This is a genomic window from Moritella sp. F3 (assembly GCF_015082335.1).
Classification (GTDB): domain Bacteria; phylum Pseudomonadota; class Gammaproteobacteria; order Enterobacterales; family Moritellaceae; genus Moritella.
The window spans coordinates 150,821-169,168 of record NZ_BLRL01000004.1 but is presented as its reverse complement, the minus strand read 5'-3'; the positions used below and the strand labels follow the sequence as shown (position 1 = coordinate 169,168).

General features: G+C 40.5%; 15 protein-coding genes. 7 read left to right on the top strand and 8 right to left on the bottom strand.

Going from position 1 to position 18,348, the window contains the following annotated elements; genetic code table 11:
• Nucleotides 1-4: 4 nt before the first annotated feature.
• The 3 genes from JFU56_RS09305 (at nt 5) to JFU56_RS09295 (ending at nt 3,479) form a co-directional block, all read left to right on the top strand.
• Entirely contained in the window at nt 5-916 is a 912-nt protein-coding gene (locus JFU56_RS09305; protein WP_242065926.1) for a cobalamin biosynthesis protein, read from the top strand.
• Nucleotides 917-986: 70 nt separating this feature from the next.
• A complete protein-coding gene (locus JFU56_RS09300) occupies nt 987-1,910 on the top strand; it encodes a cobalamin-binding protein (RefSeq protein WP_198437014.1) in 924 nt (307 codons plus the stop codon).
• A 129-nt stretch (nt 1,911-2,039) separates the two neighbouring features.
• Complete coding sequence (locus tag JFU56_RS09295; RefSeq protein ID WP_198437013.1) at nt 2,040-3,479, top strand: polysaccharide export protein; 1,440 nt, start codon at nt 2,040-2,042, stop codon at nt 3,477-3,479.
• On the opposite strand, the gene JFU56_RS09290 is transcribed toward JFU56_RS09295, so the two are convergent.
• From JFU56_RS09290 to JFU56_RS09260, 7 genes are all read right to left on the bottom strand, one after another.
• Nucleotides 3,416-4,411 carry a hypothetical protein gene (locus JFU56_RS09290; protein ID WP_198437012.1) on the bottom strand — a complete coding sequence of 332 codons (996 nt, stop codon included), beginning with the start codon at nt 4,409-4,411 and terminating at the stop codon, nt 3,416-3,418. The genes JFU56_RS09295 and JFU56_RS09290 overlap by 64 nt on opposite strands.
• A 470-nt stretch (nt 4,412-4,881) precedes the next feature.
• Entirely contained in the window at nt 4,882-6,330 is a 1,449-nt protein-coding gene (locus tag JFU56_RS09285) for a methyl-accepting chemotaxis protein (protein WP_198437011.1), read from the bottom strand.
• Between the two features lie 185 nt (nt 6,331-6,515).
• A complete protein-coding gene (locus JFU56_RS09280; RefSeq protein ID WP_198437010.1) occupies nt 6,516-8,093 on the bottom strand; it encodes an ABC transporter ATP-binding protein in 1,578 nt (525 codons plus the stop codon).
• Nucleotides 8,090-9,115, bottom strand: coding sequence for an ABC transporter permease (locus tag JFU56_RS09275; RefSeq protein ID WP_206759245.1), 1,026 nt, complete (start codon nt 9,113-9,115; stop codon nt 8,090-8,092). Before JFU56_RS09275 ends, JFU56_RS09280 begins: the two co-directional genes overlap by 4 nt.
• A 26-nt stretch (nt 9,116-9,141) precedes the next feature.
• Nucleotides 9,142-10,233, bottom strand: coding sequence for a microcin C ABC transporter permease YejB (locus JFU56_RS09270; protein ID WP_198437008.1), 1,092 nt, complete (start codon nt 10,231-10,233; stop codon nt 9,142-9,144).
• Between the two features lie 5 nt (nt 10,234-10,238).
• Entirely contained in the window at nt 10,239-12,110 is a 1,872-nt protein-coding gene (locus JFU56_RS09265) for an extracellular solute-binding protein (protein WP_198437007.1), read from the bottom strand.
• 174 nt (nt 12,111-12,284) lie between these two features.
• A complete protein-coding gene (locus JFU56_RS09260) occupies nt 12,285-14,147 on the bottom strand; it encodes a bifunctional diguanylate cyclase/phosphodiesterase (protein WP_198437006.1) in 1,863 nt (620 codons plus the stop codon).
• A gap of 234 nt (nt 14,148-14,381) precedes the next feature.
• Between JFU56_RS09260 and hpf the strand changes: the two genes are divergently transcribed.
• The 4 genes from hpf to JFU56_RS09240 all read left to right on the top strand — a co-directional run bounded on the left by hpf (nt 14,382) and on the right by JFU56_RS09240 (nt 17,028).
• Nucleotides 14,382-14,768: a ribosome hibernation-promoting factor, HPF/YfiA family gene (hpf, locus tag JFU56_RS09255; protein WP_198437005.1), complete on the top strand. Its 387-nt coding sequence runs from the start codon at nt 14,382-14,384 to the stop codon at nt 14,766-14,768.
• 239 nt (nt 14,769-15,007) lie between these two features.
• Nucleotides 15,008-16,174, top strand: a complete 1,167-nt coding sequence (locus JFU56_RS09250; RefSeq protein ID WP_198437004.1) for a chorismate mutase — start codon at nt 15,008-15,010, stop codon at nt 16,172-16,174.
• Nucleotides 16,175-16,354: 180 nt separating this feature from the next.
• On the top strand, nt 16,355-16,687 hold the full coding sequence (locus JFU56_RS09245) for a hypothetical protein (RefSeq protein WP_198437003.1): 333 nt from the start codon (nt 16,355-16,357) through the stop codon (nt 16,685-16,687).
• Nucleotides 16,688-16,707: 20 nt separating this feature from the next.
• Nucleotides 16,708-17,028, top strand: coding sequence for a hypothetical protein (locus JFU56_RS09240; RefSeq protein WP_198437002.1), 321 nt, complete (start codon nt 16,708-16,710; stop codon nt 17,026-17,028).
• 115 nt (nt 17,029-17,143) lie between these two features.
• Here JFU56_RS09240 and tyrA read toward each other — a convergent pair whose 3' ends face one another.
• On the bottom strand, nt 17,144-18,286 hold the full coding sequence (tyrA, locus tag JFU56_RS09235) for a bifunctional chorismate mutase/prephenate dehydrogenase (RefSeq protein WP_198437001.1): 1,143 nt from the start codon (nt 18,284-18,286) through the stop codon (nt 17,144-17,146).
• Nucleotides 18,287-18,348: the final 62 nt, after the last annotated feature.

The window sequence follows — 18,348 nt, the reverse complement described above, 5'->3', positions numbered from 1 at the left end:
CAGTATGCAGTCAGTATTTATCTTACTGACTGCTATCATTATTGCTCGATTACCGCTCTGTTCAGCGCGCTATCACCCTACGCAACTGATAAACAACCTATTTAGTGCTATTGCAAATAAAGTCAATAACGCCCAGCGTAGCGACCAGCAACAAGTCATCGCAGGCAGCCTTGCCACGATCATCATGCTCGGCTTTATATTAGCCATCGCCGTGGTCATTGAATTTATTGTGATTGAAAGTATTCTCTTTGAATTACTATTGTTACTGTGTTTATTACAGTGGGAAAAAATCAGTTTACCTACAGTTGATTTAGGCACTCTCGAGAAACAAACCATCATCACGCAAATACAGCCACGCATATTACGTGATTTAGACCAGCTATCCTTGCTTGGCTTACATAAAGCCAGTATCGAAAGCCTGTGTTTACGTAATAGCTACCAATGGTTTGCCGTTATTTTTTGGTATAGCTGCTTAGGTATCTGGCCAGCCATCATTTATCGTGTCATTCAATTAATGGCTCATAACTGGAATTGCAAACTAACAGGTAACCATCACTTTGGTCGTCCTGCAGCGGCCATATTGCAGTTATTAGCATTACCATCTCATCTTATACTCGCATGCACATTACGCAGCTTACAGCGCGCGACAAGCCCATTATCGAATTTAACTGAACAAGCAAAGAAATGGCATCACTTTGGCAGCGGTTTTTTATTATCGAGTTTTGCTTATAGCCTCGCGATCCAACTTGGTGGTCCACGTAAATACCAAGGCGCAATGCAGCGCTTTAGTCAACTTGGTCACAATCAACCTGCACAGCGCGAGGATATTCAGCGCGCACAGCAAAAATTGACTTTGGCAATGGCGGTTTGGCTATGCTTTATCACCGCGATCTATGTGCTCATTGCAATTAAATAAGCACTAGGTGTATATAAAAATAAAACCCTAACATGCTGTTTCAACGTTTCCTTTACCACAATGAGTTCTTATGTCTGTTCACGCGCGTTTCGTTAACCTATGTACCATGTCGCTATTCATCATGGCGGTATCATCAGTACTATCATTGCCAGTACAGGCTCAACCATCAGTAGAGCAAATAAACTCCCCCAAAAACCATCTACAGGGCGATCTACAGCACTATCCACAGCGTATTATCTCGCTGTCACCGCACACTACAGAGTTGGTTTTTGCCGCTGGCGGGGGTGATAGACTTATCGGCGTCAGCGCTTATTCAGATTACCCTGATGCCGCGAAAGCATTACCTATCGTCGCAAGCTCACAGCAGATCAACATCGAAACCATACTGGCGTTAGAACCAGACATGATTATTTATTGGCAGCAAGGCAATTCAGCCGCAGACATCAAGCAACTGAAAAAATTTGGGATCCCGGTTTATGCCTCAAAAACGGGTGGATTAGATGATATCGGTATTCAAATACAGCGACTTGGTAGAATGCTTGGCACTGAATCAATTGCCGAACCTGTGAGCGAAAAATACCGTCAAGCCTTAGCCGCGCTACGCACTAAATATAAACAGAATCCGCAACAGGACTTATTCTATCAAGTCTGGCCAACCCCGTTAATGACTGTGGCTAACGATCCTTGGTTACAGCAACAATTTCAATTATGTGGCTTTAATAATGTGTTTAATGACAGTCCAGTGCCCTACCCTGTTATTAACGTAGAGCAAGTACTAGTGAAACAACCCGCCGTAATAATAGCGGGTTCAGTGAATGATGCAGAGTTAGCACAGTGGCAAACCTGGGAAAGTATTCCAGCCGTTAAGAATGGTAATATATTCAGGGTTAATCCCGATGTCTCACACCGTTTTTCACCACGTGTAGTACAAGGTATAGAAACCCTCTGTAAGATTGCTCTACAAGCTCAAAAGAACATAAATAAACACCTGTAAAGCGCTATTATCAGCGCAATGATAATGACGAGTGTAAAGCGCTTATAAGAATAAATATGGTCATAATTCAAACTGCTAGCTACCTTTAGTAGAGGTTCCTTACGCGCGTTAACTTTATGGCAATGACTTATGGCTTTATGGATTAAGCTTTATCAGCTTTGTGCTATCTTTTGGCGAAAACGTTTTTATTTACTGATCCCAATCATCACGATGCCAATCATAGGTTACTTTGTGGGGCGCAGCATTCCTGAAAGTTACCATTCGCATACCACGATATTATTACAAGAAAGCACGGTATTAAATCCATTTTTATCTGAGCTATCACTCCCCTTCAATATCCAATCTCGCTTTAAAGCGATCAATATTCTGGTTAAGCGTAAACCGGTATTACTTGAAGTCGCGAAACAAGTCGGGTTAATAGCGCCAGATGATTCAGCTTGGCAACAGCAACAGGTTATTAATAAAATTAAACGCGCTTTAAACTTGTCATTAACGGGATCAGAGCTGATCAAAATCGAAATGGAATGGCCAGAACCACAGCAGCTAAGTGTGATCTTATCCGTGGTCACTGAACAGTTTATCTTGCGCTTAACCAAGCCTAATCAAGATCTTGAATTAAGCAGTAAAGCCTTTCTTGCAGATCAGCTAAATCAGCAGCATAAAATATTACGACAGGCCGAACAGTCTCTGTTAAATTACACGAAAAAACATGTCGATATCATTCCTGAATTATTTGAAGCGAGGGAGTTCGCACTAACGGATATGAATACGAATCTAAAAAATAAAACTCAGGAATTAGCGTTATACCAAGCTAAATTCACATCACTCACCAAAAAACTCATTCTAACCAATCCTGCGGCTCAATTCCTTGATAACAAAATTACGCAACTCGAAGCACTAAAAGTCCAACAACTGCTGCATTACACCGAGCAGCACTCACAAGTAAAATTAACCAATCAACAGTTAGCTAATTTACAGCAACAAAGGCGCGAATTGCTGACTTATATCCAAACTCAGCAATCCCTCGAACAATTGCTCAGCCGTATCGCACGACTTACACAGCAAGCATTCGCGACCCAACTAACGCCTCTACTGCTGAGACAACTTAAAAATTATGAGCTTTTCAAAAATAACATCGAAAAAATAACGCAAGAACTAATAAAACTGGAAGAGCAGCATCAAAAATTCCAAAATAATCAAAGTAAATATGTCACCATTGAATTGGAATTACAGCGATTAAAACGAGATTACCTCGCTAAAAATAACTTATATTTAGACTTATTAACACGTCATGAAATGATCATAATAAGTAACGCGCTTGGCGAGCATGAATTAACAACCAACATTAAAATAGTTACCCGCCCCTTCATTCCAGAGCAAACCATTAATTTACCTATTATTAATTACATTCTACTGGGATTATTATTAGGCATAATACAAGGAGTAGCCGTCAGCTTAGCGCTCTCAACAACCCAAGATATGCTCTGGGATGAAAGTAAAATAATTCATGTCACAGGCTTAAAGGTCATCGCACGGCTCCCCTTAATACCAACGATACCTGGCCGATAAATGATTTGTAATATCGTATTACCTTTGCCAAGCGGATCTGCCGAGATCACGATATGCGGGATCGCCATGTACTCAGGACTATATCCCTCAAACGGCTGCTTATATTCGACCAACACAACAAAATTATCAAACTTAATGCGAGCATAATCTGGGTACAAGGATTGGTAGAAATCAAGTACTGTTCTCGCACTTGCGTCAACGCTATAACTAGCTAATGGTAAGCTTGCGATGCGGTTAAGATCTAAACCTTCAGGAATGAAATTCTTCAACTCAGCGCCTTGATACACAGGTAGAAAGTGATGGGGTAACAGCACCGAGAGATCTTGTTCTTGCAGTTGACGAAGCCAGTGAGGTTCACCTACGTCCACTTTTTGCACATCCATGACGACAGGTAGCTTATCCACCTTTTGCTCGATAACTTGCTGTGGATCTCTGTCTAATTTATAGAGGTTTAATAACGTCTGCTGAAATTGTTGCTTGATCACATCAAGCATAATAACTTGCGGACGTTTAGCAATAATAGCATCCATCTTTGCAGCAACAGCTTGGACATAGGCTGAATTAATAAACTGATCATAATGCTCAAGGTCATGACATTGACGGCAAAAGTTAGTCAGTAAATCTGCAGTGGTAATGGTCACCACTTCACGTTGGATATATTCAGGAAAAATAAGTAAGGCATCGAGGCTGATACCTTGATCTGAAAATAACTCCAAATAATAAGGGTCAGTGTTATGCGCAATATCGCTGCTAAGGCACAGCTGATTATTCACCACCGGCTGAGATAAAATCTCATCAAGGTAAATGATTTTATTCTGTAAATAAGCTGACTCTAGTTTTACTACGATGGCACAATTATTCGCTATCGCGACTGTCGGCCACAATGTTGATAACAACGCCGCCATCATCACGATTATTTTAAGTAACTGCATTTGATATCCTTATCTAGCAATTATGTCTATGTCATTAAATTAGTGCAAAGGCTCCGCCCTAGACACTATTAATACCTTTGTGAGGTAAGGCTTAATTTAACAGTTATTTACACGTATCGTAACGATCTATGTCACTAAGTTAACAATCATCAAAAATAAACCACCAAAAATAAGATATCAGCAGTTGCATATTAAAAGTAATGCGCTATATTTAAATCAGAAACCGAAACAGCCGACCACTTTATTGGTCAAACAGATGTAACTACATCGTATTTGGACTTTTAATGCCGGCGTGCTTGGTTATCTCACTCTAACTTCGGGTTAGCGCTTTGGAACAATACAGCATTCAGATTTACAAAAAAGCTCACTATTATAAGTGAGCTTTTTTGTGCCCGCCATATTTTTCAGCGGTACCTGACGATGTCAATATACGAACTCTAATTCAGGAGGAGAATAGGGCTCACGCCCAACTAAGCATGCTTATTTACCATCGTCATCAAACGGCTCGACATATCGCCTAGATCATGGCTCACTTGTAATAGCTCAGTGATACTTTGAGTCATCGCTTGGACATTAAGTTCGTTACTCTTCGTCACCGAGGTAACTTGTTCACTAGCAGAGAGCACACCGCTAATATTCTTATCCGTATTGACAACATTATCCGTCACACTGCTTATCTGGCCACTCATATTCGTCACGGCATCAATAATTTCAGCAAAGGTTTCAGCGTTAGTCTCAACAGCTTCATAACCATTATTTACATCAGAAGAGCTCTTTTCGATAAGTAACTTAATTTCATTGGCTGATTCTGTACTGCGTTTTGAAAGGTTACGTACTTCGTCCGCGACTACCGCAAAGCCACGGCCCATTTCACCCGCTCTTGCTGCTTCAATCGCCGCATTTAATGCTAATAAGTTTGTTTGGTTGGCAATATCGGTAATCACCATAATGGCTTTTTCAATCGCATCATTACTGGCTTTAATATCCGACATTGACGTAATTGTTGCCGTCATCGCAATAGAGCTGTTATCCGCTTGCTCTTCAGCACGCTGAGAGTCATTACTGACCGTTTGGATGATATCGCTAGACTGGCTAACTAACGTCGCCGTATTCTGCAATAGTTCATTAATATGATTGGTCGCAAAAACCTGCTCACCAACACCATCATTGATATCTTGGGCATATTTTGACATCACCGATAAGTGAGTCGTCAGATCACTCGATGTTTTCATCAACTGCGTGACCGTATCACCGACTTGATTAAATAACAGCTGTAATTCTTCACGACTTTCCACCGCCGCCTGTGACGCAGATTCCGCAGCCAATAGTGCAGCTTGATTACTGGCTATCGCTTTACTGCGTAATGTATTGTTGTAATGATTTGAAAACCAAATAGCGAGAGGAGGTAGCAATAACGCGGAATAATGCTCAACTTTGGCATCTTTTGCAGACAACATCAGTTGCGGTAGTTCATAACCACTGTAGTCCATGAAGATCATCGCAACATAAATAATCACCATCACCACAGACCAAAAAAAACCAGATCGCGCATTCATTAGTATATAAGCAAAGACGGTCATTGCTGCGATCCACATAATCGAATGTGAACTGGCACCACCGGTCTGAAACATTAAATTAGTGAGGTGGATCATGCCACCAAGTTGCATGACGTTACCGGCAATAATCGGATGCACAGCAAGCTTGATCAACACAATACTACAAATAAATCCCATAAGCATAATCATAGAACTATTGACTAACGCTGTGACGTCGAGGTTATTCCATTTTAATGCGCTATAACCACCAATAATAATACCGACCAGTGCAAAGGTAATAATACCTCTACCTTTAATTTTATCATCGTCACTTTTTTGTGCGCTTAACAGATACTGATAAAAGTCGTTTCCAAGTGATGACATCCATAATCCTTTATTTTAATAAAATCGCATAAACCTTGTGATTAGAATCTAACATGCTTCCAGTATCAACACTATAACAGTATCTCTAAAGTATTAACTCCAAGTACTAAACCAGTAAATAATTAAGCCGCACTTAATAAATAGCCCCCACTAGATAGCTTTAACTAAATCAAACTCAATAGACACTAACTAAAGCACATAGCAGCGGATAACAATGCTTGAGTATAAGGCTGCAGGGGCTGATTAAACACTGATTCTGTTTCGCCCTCTTCAACCACTTTACCTGCTTTAAGCACTAACACACGGTGGCTTACCGCTCTAACAACACTCAAGTCGTGGGTAATAAAAATATAGCTAAGCTGATGCTGTTGCTGTAGTTGGCACAATAAATCTAATATTTGCTTTTGGACGGTGCGATCCAATGCTGATGTCGGTTCATCTAAAATCAAGATCTTCGGTTTTAATACTAACGCCCGCGCGATAGCAATACGCTGGCGCTGACCACCCGAAAATTGATGTGGGTAGCGATCTAAAGAAGACGTAGGTAAAGCAACATCCACTAAAGCTTGTTGAATGGCAGTTTCAATTTCAGCATCGCTATGTTGACCTTGCACCTCTAAACCTTCACTGATGATCTGCCGTACAGACATACGCGGACTTAAGCTACCAAACGGATCTTGAAATACGATTTGTAGTGACTGACGGTATACCCGCATAGCTGTTAAATCTAGCCCCTGCAAATTAGTACCGTTATAATAAATATCACCTTCGCTATTAATTAACCGCAGTAACCCTCGTACTAAGGTGCTTTTACCTGAACCACTTTCACCGACAATCCCCAAGGTCTCCCCTTGATGTAATTGCAGTGATACCCCATCAACCGCTTTAACATGGTCATAAGTACGCTGTAGCAAGCCTTTTTTTAACGGGAACCATACCTTAAAGTCATTGACCTTTAATAACGGTTCCGAGCTTATCAACGCAGGTATGTCACGTTGTGGTTCTGCATCTAACAAGGTCTTAGTATAGTCATGCTGCGGGTCCGTAAAAATACGCTCGACGCTCCCCGATTCAACAATTTCACAGTGCTGCATAACCGCCACATCATCCGCTAAATGTCGCACAATATTAAGATCATGAGTGATCATTAGTATCGCCATACCGAGCTTAGCTTGTAATGATTTTAGCAATTCCAAAATTTGTAATTGCACCGTCACATCCAGGGCAGTGGTGGGTTCATCGGCGATTAATAAGTCCGGTTCATTGGCTAACGCCATCGCAATCATCACACGTTGACGTTGACCACCAGATAATTCATGCGGATAAGAGTTTAAGCGGTTTTCAGGTTGGGGAATTGCCACTAATGCTAACAATTCCAAACAACGAGAATGTGCTGCCTTTTTATTTAACCCCTGATGTAGGAAAAGTATTTCAGATATTTGTTTTTCAATGGTATGCAGCGGGTTTAACGACGTCATCGGTTCTTGAAATATCATACTGGCACTATTACCACGTAACGATTGCATGACGGCATGGTTTTTGCCAATCACTTCTTTATCCATTAACTTAATACAGCCTGATGGATAGTGCGCGGCCGGAAACGGCAGTAATTGTAAAATAGATAATGCGGTGACTGATTTACCCGAACCACTTTCACCAACGAGGGCGAATGTTTTACCTTTTTCAATCGAAAAAGACACATGCTTAACAACCTCATGCGGGCCAAAGCTCACCGATAAATCATTTATGTCCAATACCTTCATGACGCTCCTTTACGCGGATCAAACGCATCGCGTGCCGCCTCACCAATAAACACCAGTAATACCAAAATCACGCCCATGGACACAAACGCCGTAATACCTAACCAAGGCGCTTGCAGGTTATTTTTACCCTGCTTAATTAATTCACCTAACGACGGAGAGCCCACTTCGAGACCAAAACCAAGAAAGTCCAGCGAGGTTAACGTGGTCAATGCTCCGGTAAAAATAAATGGCATAAAGGTCATCGTCGCCACCATGGCATTAGGCAGAATATGCTTAAACATAATTGCGCGATGGGATTGACCTAAAGCTTTCGCTGCAATGACATACTCTAAATGACGTCCACGTAAAAACTCAGCGCGTACCACATCGACCAGAGCCATCCAGCTAAATAACAACATGATACCCAATAACCACCAAAAATTAGGTTGCACTAAGCTGGCTAAAATAATTAACAAAAATAGCATAGGTAAGCCTGACCATATCTCGATAAAACGTTGCCCATACAGATCGACTCGACCACCAAAATAGCCTTGCGTCGCGCCAACAATAACCCCGATGATAGAGCTAAATATCGTCAAGGTTAACGCAAACAATACCGAGATACGAAAACCATAAATAAGCCGCGCGAGCACATCACGACTTTGATCGTCCGTGCCTAATAAGTTGTTTACATCGGGTGCCGAAGGCGCTGGGACAGTTAAGTCATAATTAAAAGTATCATAACTAAACGGGATCAACGGCCACCATATATCCCCCTGCTCGAGAATAATTTCTTGGATATATTCATCACGGTAATCTGCGAGAATGTCCAGCTCACCACCGAATTCCAGTTCGCTATAATCATATAAAATGGGTAAGTAATAACTGTCGTTGTAACGCACTAACAACGGCTTATCATTGGCAATAAACTCTGCGCATAAACTAAATAAAAATAATCCGCTAAACAGCCATAACGACCAATAACCACGTTTATTATATTTAAAGGTCTGCCAACGATTTAGGTTCATCGGATTTTGTTTTATCCGCTGCCAAGTAGTGATCCAACCCATTATGATTGCGCCTCAAAATTAATCCTTGGATCAATCAACATATAGGTGACATCACTGATTAACTTAATAATCAGCCCCATTAACGTAAAGATATACAAGGTGCCAAACACCACAGGATAATCACGATTAATCACCGATTCAAAGCCTAATAAGCCTAAACCATCGAGTGAGAAGATAATTTCAATCATCAAGGAGCCAGTAAAGAAAATACTGATCAGAGCTGCCGGTAACCCAGCAATCACCAATAACATCGCATTACGAAATACATGCCCATATAACACTTGGTTTTCGCTCAATCCTTTAGCTCTAGCTGTGGTCACATATTGCTTATTAATTTCATCTAAAAAGGTATTTTTAGTCAGTAAGGTTAAAGTGGCAAAACTGCTGATCACAGACGCTAAAACAGGTAATGCCAAATGCCAAAAATAATCTTTAATTTGCTCGAAAGTCGATAATTCATCGAAGTTCGCCGACGTTAACCCACGTAATGGAAACCAATCAAAATAACTGCCTCCGGCAAACAACACGATGAGTAATAACGCGAATAAAAAATTAGGGATCGCGAAACCAATCACCACGGCACTGGAACTCCAAACATCAAACGCTGAACCATGGGAAATGGCTTTTTTAATGCCCAACGGTATCGAAATAAGATACACCAAGAGCGTCGTCCACAGCCCTAATGAAATAGAAACGGGCAACTTATCCAACACTAAATCAATAACCGAACTGTCACGAAAAAAGCTATCGCCAAAATCAAATAGCACATAGCTCTTTAGCATTTTCCAATAACGTTCACGCAAAGGTTTATCAAAGCCATATAAACGCTCTAACTCTTTAATATATTCAGGGTCAACACCTTGTGCACCGCGGTACTGCCCTGCATCACCGCTATTTAAATTCACTTTGACTTCGCCCTGACCATTACCGTCAACACGACTTGTCGCTGAAGATTCAATCCCCTGTAATTTAGCTAATGACTGCTCAACAGGGCCACCAGGCGCCGCTTGAATAATAATAAAATTAAGCGTGATGATACCCAACAAGGTCGGGATCATTAACAAACAGCGACGTAAAATATAACTCCACATGTAATTTAATTGTCCTGTCTGCTAGTACTCAATCCTCGAGTACTGCTCTGCCTGCTAGCCCCTTGCCCATTAATAGTATCAGTCTCTTGCCACCAACTATCGATGGCTAAGCCGTACTTAGGTAATTTTTCGGGACGTTGTATCTGCTGCCAATAAGCAACCCGATAACTGCTGATATGCCATTGCGGGATCACAAGGTTTTTCCATAGCAATACACGGTCAAGCGCTCTCGCGGCAGTCACTAAGTTTTCACGGTCCGTGGCATTAATCACCTCTGTCACCAGCGCATCCACCACGGGATCTTCTAAACCGATACGATTAAGTGTGCCTGGTACATTGGCAAATTCACTGCCCCACATACTCAACTGTTCATTACCCGGCGATAAACTTTGCGCTTGAATCAAGGTGTAGATATCAAAATCAAAACTATTTAAACGATTGATATACTGTGATACATCGACAATACGGATCTCAGACGCCACACCAATACGCTGTAAATTTTTACGAAATGGTTGAATAACACGTTCAAATGACGGGCTATACACCAAGAATTCCAAACTTAATTGTTTTCCATTCGCGTCGACCATCTTGCCTGATTTTAATGTCCAACCCGCTTGCTTCAATAAACGGATAGCTTGGCGCTGCTGTTTCCGTACGCGGCCATTACCTTTGGTTTTATCTAATGTATATGCTTGGGTGAATAGCGCTGGAGGTAATTGTGCTTTAAACGGCGTAAGCAGGGCTAATTCATCGCCTTCAGGAATACCCCTTGCCGCCAATTCGGAATTACTAAAGAAACTCTCTGAACGCTTATAAGCACCATAAAATAATGTTTTATTCGTCCACTCAAAATCAAACATTAACCCCAATGCTTTACGCACATTGGGATCTTTAAACTTATCTTTACGCAGATTAAACCAAAATGCCTGCATGCCTTGTGGGTTCTGATGCTGGATCTCTTCTTTGATAATGTTACCCGAGGTAAATTGCTTCCCCTGATAACCCGTCGCCCATTGTTTGGAGATATTTTCGGCTCTAAAATCAACTTCTCCGGCTTTAAATGCTTCAAAAGCAATGCTGCCATCTTTGTAATAATCAAAAATAACATGCTTGAAATTATAACGTCCACGATTGACCGGTAAGTCCTTCGCCCAGTAATTTTCATTGCGTTGATAATCAATACTACGCCCAGCATCAAATGATTTTATGGTGTATGGCCCAGAGCCAAGAGGGACATTTAACGTGGCCTTAGCAAAATCTTTACCTTGCCAATCTTTCTCTGAAAATACCGGCAACTGTGCCAAAATCAAAGCCAGTTCTTTATTCTTGTTGTCTTTAAAACTAAATTTAATAACAGATTTACTTTCGACTTCGACCTTAGTAACTTCTTTGTATTGCGCACGCAATTGCGGTACGCCTTTTTCCATCAATACATCAAAAGTGAACTTCACATCAGCTGCAGTTAACGCACTGCCATCAGAAAAACGAGCGTTGGGGTTTAAGTGAAAGCGCACCCAACTGCGATCGTCCGGTACTTCAATAAATTCAGCGACTAAAGCATATAAAGTAAACGCTTCATCACTACTTTGTTGCATCAAGGTATCAAACAGATAGCTAGTGCCATCAGCAGCAACGCCTTTAACGATATAAGCATTAAAATTATCAAAGCTACCCATTGCTGCTCGGCGTAAAGATCCTGCACGAGAGGCATTTAAATTAACATAATTAAAATGAGTAAAATGGGGCCCATAGACAGGTTCGCCATGCATAGAAATTGCACGTCGTAGTGGTTCACTCGTGTTCGGTGCCGCGAAGACTGGTTGCGTAAATAACAATGAACTGAGAGATAGTAATGCGATTCGGAGCAGTTTATTCATGGCGAGGTTCCTTTAGCCGATGAAGAACGTGATTTAATGAGTTACTAAAATGATAGCATTTAACTCTTGTTTCACTCTTATTTAACACCCTTTAACAAGGATATAGATACTAAAGTGACAAAAATGTTCAGTAAATTTCGAAATTTATAACCTTAGGGTTATAACCAACGCCAACTATCCTTGCAGACGTTTGATGTAGAGAGCGAGGTGTTCTGCCGACAACGGTTTACTTGCATAAAACCCTTGATAAAAACTGCATTCCTGACGCTGTAAAAACTCCAACTGCTGGCGACTTTCAACACCTTCAGCGGTCACATTAAAGCCCATGTGTTTTGCCATCGCCAAAACAGCTTCAACAATCGCCATATCAGAGACATTAAGCGGAATGTTCTGAATAAACGAGCGATCTATTTTTAATTCATTGGCCGGTAAACGTTTTAAATAACTCAGCGATGAATAACCCGCGCCAAAGTCATCAATAGCAAAACTAACACCGACATTCTTTAAATCTGTCATTGTACGAATTGCTTCTTCGGCATGCTCAATCACGACAGACTCTGTGATCTCTAAGTTCAATTGCATCGGGTCCATGCCTGTTTCATCTAATACCATGAGTATTGAATCAACAAAGTTTTGATCATGAAACTGACGGGTACTCACATTGACCGATAATTGCGGTACATCAATCCCTTGCGATCGCCACTCGACAAATTGACGGCATGCGGCTTGTAACACCCAAATACCAATATCAATAATCAGATCGGTCTCTTCAGCAATGGGAATAAATTCTGCTGGTGAAATCAGTTTTTTACCGTCTAAATGCCAACGAACTAATGCTTCAACGCCAATGATCTCACCACTTTGCACCATGTGCTGAGGTTGGTAATGCAAAAATAACTCATTCTTAGCAATCGCACTTTTCAGACAATTATAAATATGTAAGCGTTTATCGGCTTTACGCTGCATGGTGATATCAAAAAATGATACTTTTTTACGACCATTTGATTTAGCTTGATACATGGCGGTATCAGCTTGCTGCAATAAATCATCAGCTTGCTGACCCTTACTTGGAAACAAAGTTACACCAATACTTGCGCCAATATACAAAGATTGGCCCTTGTATAAATACGGTTCAGAAATACGGTCAATTAATTGCTCAGCCAGTAAATTAGCATGTTGCTCTGCATGCATTGGGTTTTCCGACAAACCGGGCAATAAGATCACAAATTCATCGCCACCAAGGCGCGCTATAAAGTCTTCAGCCCTTGGGATCTCTTTTAAGCGTTCAGCAACCTCAACCAAGATGCCATCACCGACCGCATGCCCCAAAGAATCGTTAATCGCTTTAAAAAAATCCAGGTCGATAAACAACAACGCACCAACCACATCATTATTTTTCGCTAACAGGTACTCCGCTTCAATGGTTTGATTTAACAAACGGCGATTAGCCAGTCCGGTTAACGAATCAAAAAATGCTAAACGATGAAATTCATCTTGCGATTGGCTCGCGCTAAGCATAGAAAGGCCATAACGTAACTCATTATCCATCAAGCGAAAATTACGCTGAATTAACGCCGCAATAGCTCGACAAAAAGATAAAGTATGAGGTGCTGGTACATCACTTTCGATGATGCCATTAAAATACATCACGCCAATACAAATATTATTATTGAACAGTGGTACGACCAAGTTAAGCGTCTTTAAAAAGTCGTCTTTAGCAATAATCCGTACAACATCATGATCTGAATGTAGCTGTGATAATTCCGACACATCAAAATTATTGTTTTGATGTGTCTGGGTAAGATGTTGTGGTAATAGCGAAGTAAGTTCAGCGAACGTGTCGCCAAAAATATGGATCTCAACACTTTTAAGCGTTAATGATTTTATTGTGGCCTTGACGACATCGTCAATAAAGCCAACAAATTCATCACTACCGCACCAATCAATGACCGTTAATTGTAATAACACCTGGTTAAGGCCTGCTGCTTCAACAACAGATTCGGCATGTGGACTGGTTATATTACATTTATCAGACATATTATTGGGTTCAGTAATTATTTAAATTTATCGACTACGGGACTAGGCATAATGCCTAAGCAACCGCTATAAAACAACGCATTTAAGATAAACACCTATAAATGATTAGCTGATCACACTTTTTGGGCATTTTAAATACCAAGTTTAAAAACGTGATGCAGATCACTTTTTTTTAGCCTAAAAGTCGTATTCTGAAGTTGTACCAAATCAGGTCATTACCCCAAGGAGATGTCTATGACATTTGAAATAACCAGTAAAGAAATCAAAGTTACGGCTCCTATGCACGAAAAACTTGCGATGAAATATGCGAAGCTAGAACGCTTTAATATTCCAATGATTAACCCGCACGTAACGATCAGTAAAGACAAGAATAACATTAAAAAAATTGAGGCTAGCATTCATCTTCCTCAAGGCCAACTACTCGCAGTTTCTGAAGGAGAAGATCTTTACGCTGCAATTACGATTTTAGGCCAAAAGCTAGAGCGTCAATTAAATAAATACAGCGAAAAACACTCAGCGCATAAAAGCGGTAAAGAGCAGTGTCGTGCAGGTGTCATCAGCGGTGAAGAACTACCTGTTGAAAAGATTTCTGACGACGAGTTAGAACTCGCAGAATATTAATAAACAATACTAATCAAAAATATTAGTAGAAAGACCTAATAATTTCTGCATCTCCACTGATTAGAGGTGCAACAAATAAGCGCAGCATAGGACTGCGCTTTTTTATTTCCGCAGTTTGCCTCAGACACCTTGACTTTGCCTCGCTAGATAAATAAATTAAACAATCAATTATAAATAAATGTGCACCATTAGGCATATATATACCCTAACTTAGAAAGTACGCACAAGGATCCTATTGCATGGCAGACCTCAACGATATTAGAACTCGTATTACGACACTTGATAGCAACTTATTAGCATTACTATCCGAACGCAGAGAATTAGCCATCGAAGTGGCAAAGAGCAAGCAATCGACGAGTAAACCAGTACGTGACCAAGACCGTGAACAGCAATTATTAGTGCGTTTAATTAACCAAGGTCGTGAACTTGGCCTTGATAGCAACTACATCATGAACATTTATCACACAGTGCTTGAAGACTCAGTATTATTACAGCAAGCATTTTTACAACAAATCAAAAACCCTAACGCGGCGGTATCAGTTGCGCGAGTGGCATTCTTAGGTGATAAAGGTTCTTACTCTAACCTTGCATGTAAGAAATATTTTGCACGTCAAGACGACAGCTTAGTGGAATTAGGTTTCCCGACTTTCCAGAAAATCATCTCTGCAGTTGAAAAAGGCCAAGCTGATTACGGTATGCTACCAATCGAAAATACATCTTCGGGTAGTATTAATGATGTTTACGACTTATTACAGCACACAAGTTTATCGATTGTTGGTGAGCTAACTCAACCAATTGAGCATAGTTTAATCACCACTTGTGATACTGACTTATCGAAAATTAAAACGATCTACGCGCATCCACAACCATTTGCACAGTGTTCACTGTTTTTAAGTGCCCACCCACACATTAAAATTGAATTTGTGGATAGCTCATCAGCTGCAATGGCGAAAGTAAAAGAGTTAAACAACGATACAGTCGCAGCTATTGGTAGCATCACAGGTGGTGAATTGTACGGTCTGGTTCCAATTCGTACAGGCTTAGCAAATCAAACAGAAAACTACAGCCGCTTTATTGTCGTTGCACGTAAGCCTGTTGATGTTGCCGTACAAATTCCAGCTAAAACGACGTTTACAATGTCGACAGGTCAACAAGCTGGTTGTCTAGTAGAAGCATTATTAGTATTACGCGAACAAGGCGTAAACATGACTAAATTAGAATCACGCCCTATTCAAGGTAATCCTTGGGAAGAGATGTTCTATATTGATGTGGCGGCTAACTTACAATCAGAAAACATGCAGACGGTGATTAAACAACTAACACGCATAACCAACCAACTGAAAGTATTAGGTTGTTACCCAAGTGAAGACGTGGCTGCAACGGACGTACCAGAAGATTTGCTATAAACACTGACTATAACATTACAATAATTTAAGTCGGATCCGATGTTGACTCAACATCGGATTTTTTATATCTATCAGCATTGCCACTTACTTTATTTACTTTATAAACCTTATTAACTTAAAACTACATACTTTAATTTTGGTGATACATTTATATCATATTTCACTAAAAGAGCTGAATGTATGCAGTTATTTAGCAGTATTACTTATGATAGCAACAACCATTTACGTAAGTTTTTTTCTAAGCATGCGCAATTCAAAACCACAATAGAACAAGATATTGAAGAAAGGCTCCCCACTTTACTAAACACCAATAGCTACAAAATTAAATTTGCTCACAAGCTAACGCATCAAGGCAACAAAATAGAAGAGTATAAGATTGTTCTGACTCCACAATTAAGTTGTCGTGTGGCATTTGTCCATCACAATAACGTGATTAAAATTATTTATATCAGCGATAACATCACCAAAAAAATATATTGCAGCTTATTAGAAAAAACAGATCTAGTTGATTAATAATCGAGGGATATAATGAAATGAAACGAATTGATTTTAAGACACTATTAAAAGAAATAGATCGTTATCTGAAATATTTACATGCCGATGAATCCGTTATCTTTAAAACCTATAAACGAGACAGATACATCCTGATTCGAGCAACAGTAAATAATACATTTGAAGTCATCGAGCATGGGTTTAATAATCAAACTTATCAAGGCAGCTACGCTGAAGTAAAAAAATTATTACACGCGTCAGTACAAGTAGAATTCCCTCGAAGTAACATGGCTTGGATGCAGTATTATAAAAATACGGTGAAAAATAAATCGAATGAAGGGCGGCAGAAATCGCTTTTCTAAAAAAGACAGTTAATACTATCTGTGACAATTACAAAAATAAAAATACCTACCAACTTTTGATTGGTAGGTATGCCATCATCTCGATACCAAAGTTCTTAACTTTCAACACTGAGGTTTAGCTTTCAACACCAAAGAATTGGCGATTATCATTAGCTTGTAGCAACAAGTTGCGGCTTTCTTGCAAGAACTGCGTTGAATAGTCACCAAACCAATCAGATACCGTTTCAAACGAACGGATAAAACCATCTTTATCCTTACGCTCTAACATGTCAGCGGCTTGCATAAAGCGTTCTGCATAACGACGGATCATGGCAATATTATTGTCTGACGCTAAAATAATATCTGCATACAAGGTTGGATCCTGTGCAAAAAGACGCCCGACCATCGCTAATTCTAAGCGATAAATCGGAGAGCTCAGATCCAGTAACTGCTGAATATCTGGGTTCTCTTCCGCGAGATGCGCCCCATAAACAAACGTCGTAAAGTGACGTAATGCTTGGATCAGCGTCATCGCTTCATCATGTTGCTTAGCGTCAACGTCATATATACGCGCGCCCCAGATCTGCATTTGCTCTAACAACCATTGGTATTGATCTTTACCACGGCCATCACAGCAAACTATAACCTGCTTAGCTAAATTCCCTACATCAGGACCAAACATTGGATGTAAACCAACAACAGGACCTTGATGGGCGTTAAGCATCGCTTGCAACGGTTTACTCTTAATACTGGTAATATCGGCCAATACACAATCTTTTGGTAAACGGCTTAACTTAGCAATAATAGTTTCGGTTAGATTAATCGGTACAGAGACAACCACCAGCCCAGCATTAGCAAATAACGCATCCGCCTTATCCCAGTCGCCCTGCTCAAGAATATCAACCTGATAACCAGACAAACGGAACATGCGTACAAACAACATACCCAATTTACCCGCACCACCGATCACCACAACACGACCCAATTCCGGTTTCACGGTTTTGAAACCGGAATCTTTTTCAGACGCATACGACTCGCGCATGACACGGCGTAATACATCTTCAATCAGGTCACCAGGAACGCCTTTGCTTTCGGCTTCCTCGCGTCGTTTTTCTAACATCGCAGTTTCACGTTCAGGGACATAAATAGGTAAGCCATGCTCACTTTTTATCTCTCCGACTTCCGCCACTAATGCGATGCGCTGTGCGAGTAAGTCAACCAACTGCTGGTCAACATCATCGATTTTATCTCTTAATTTACCTAACGGATCCAGTTTCACTGACCATTCACCTTATAACGTCCTTGATAGACTATATTACCCAGTCCAACCTAAGGACTGTG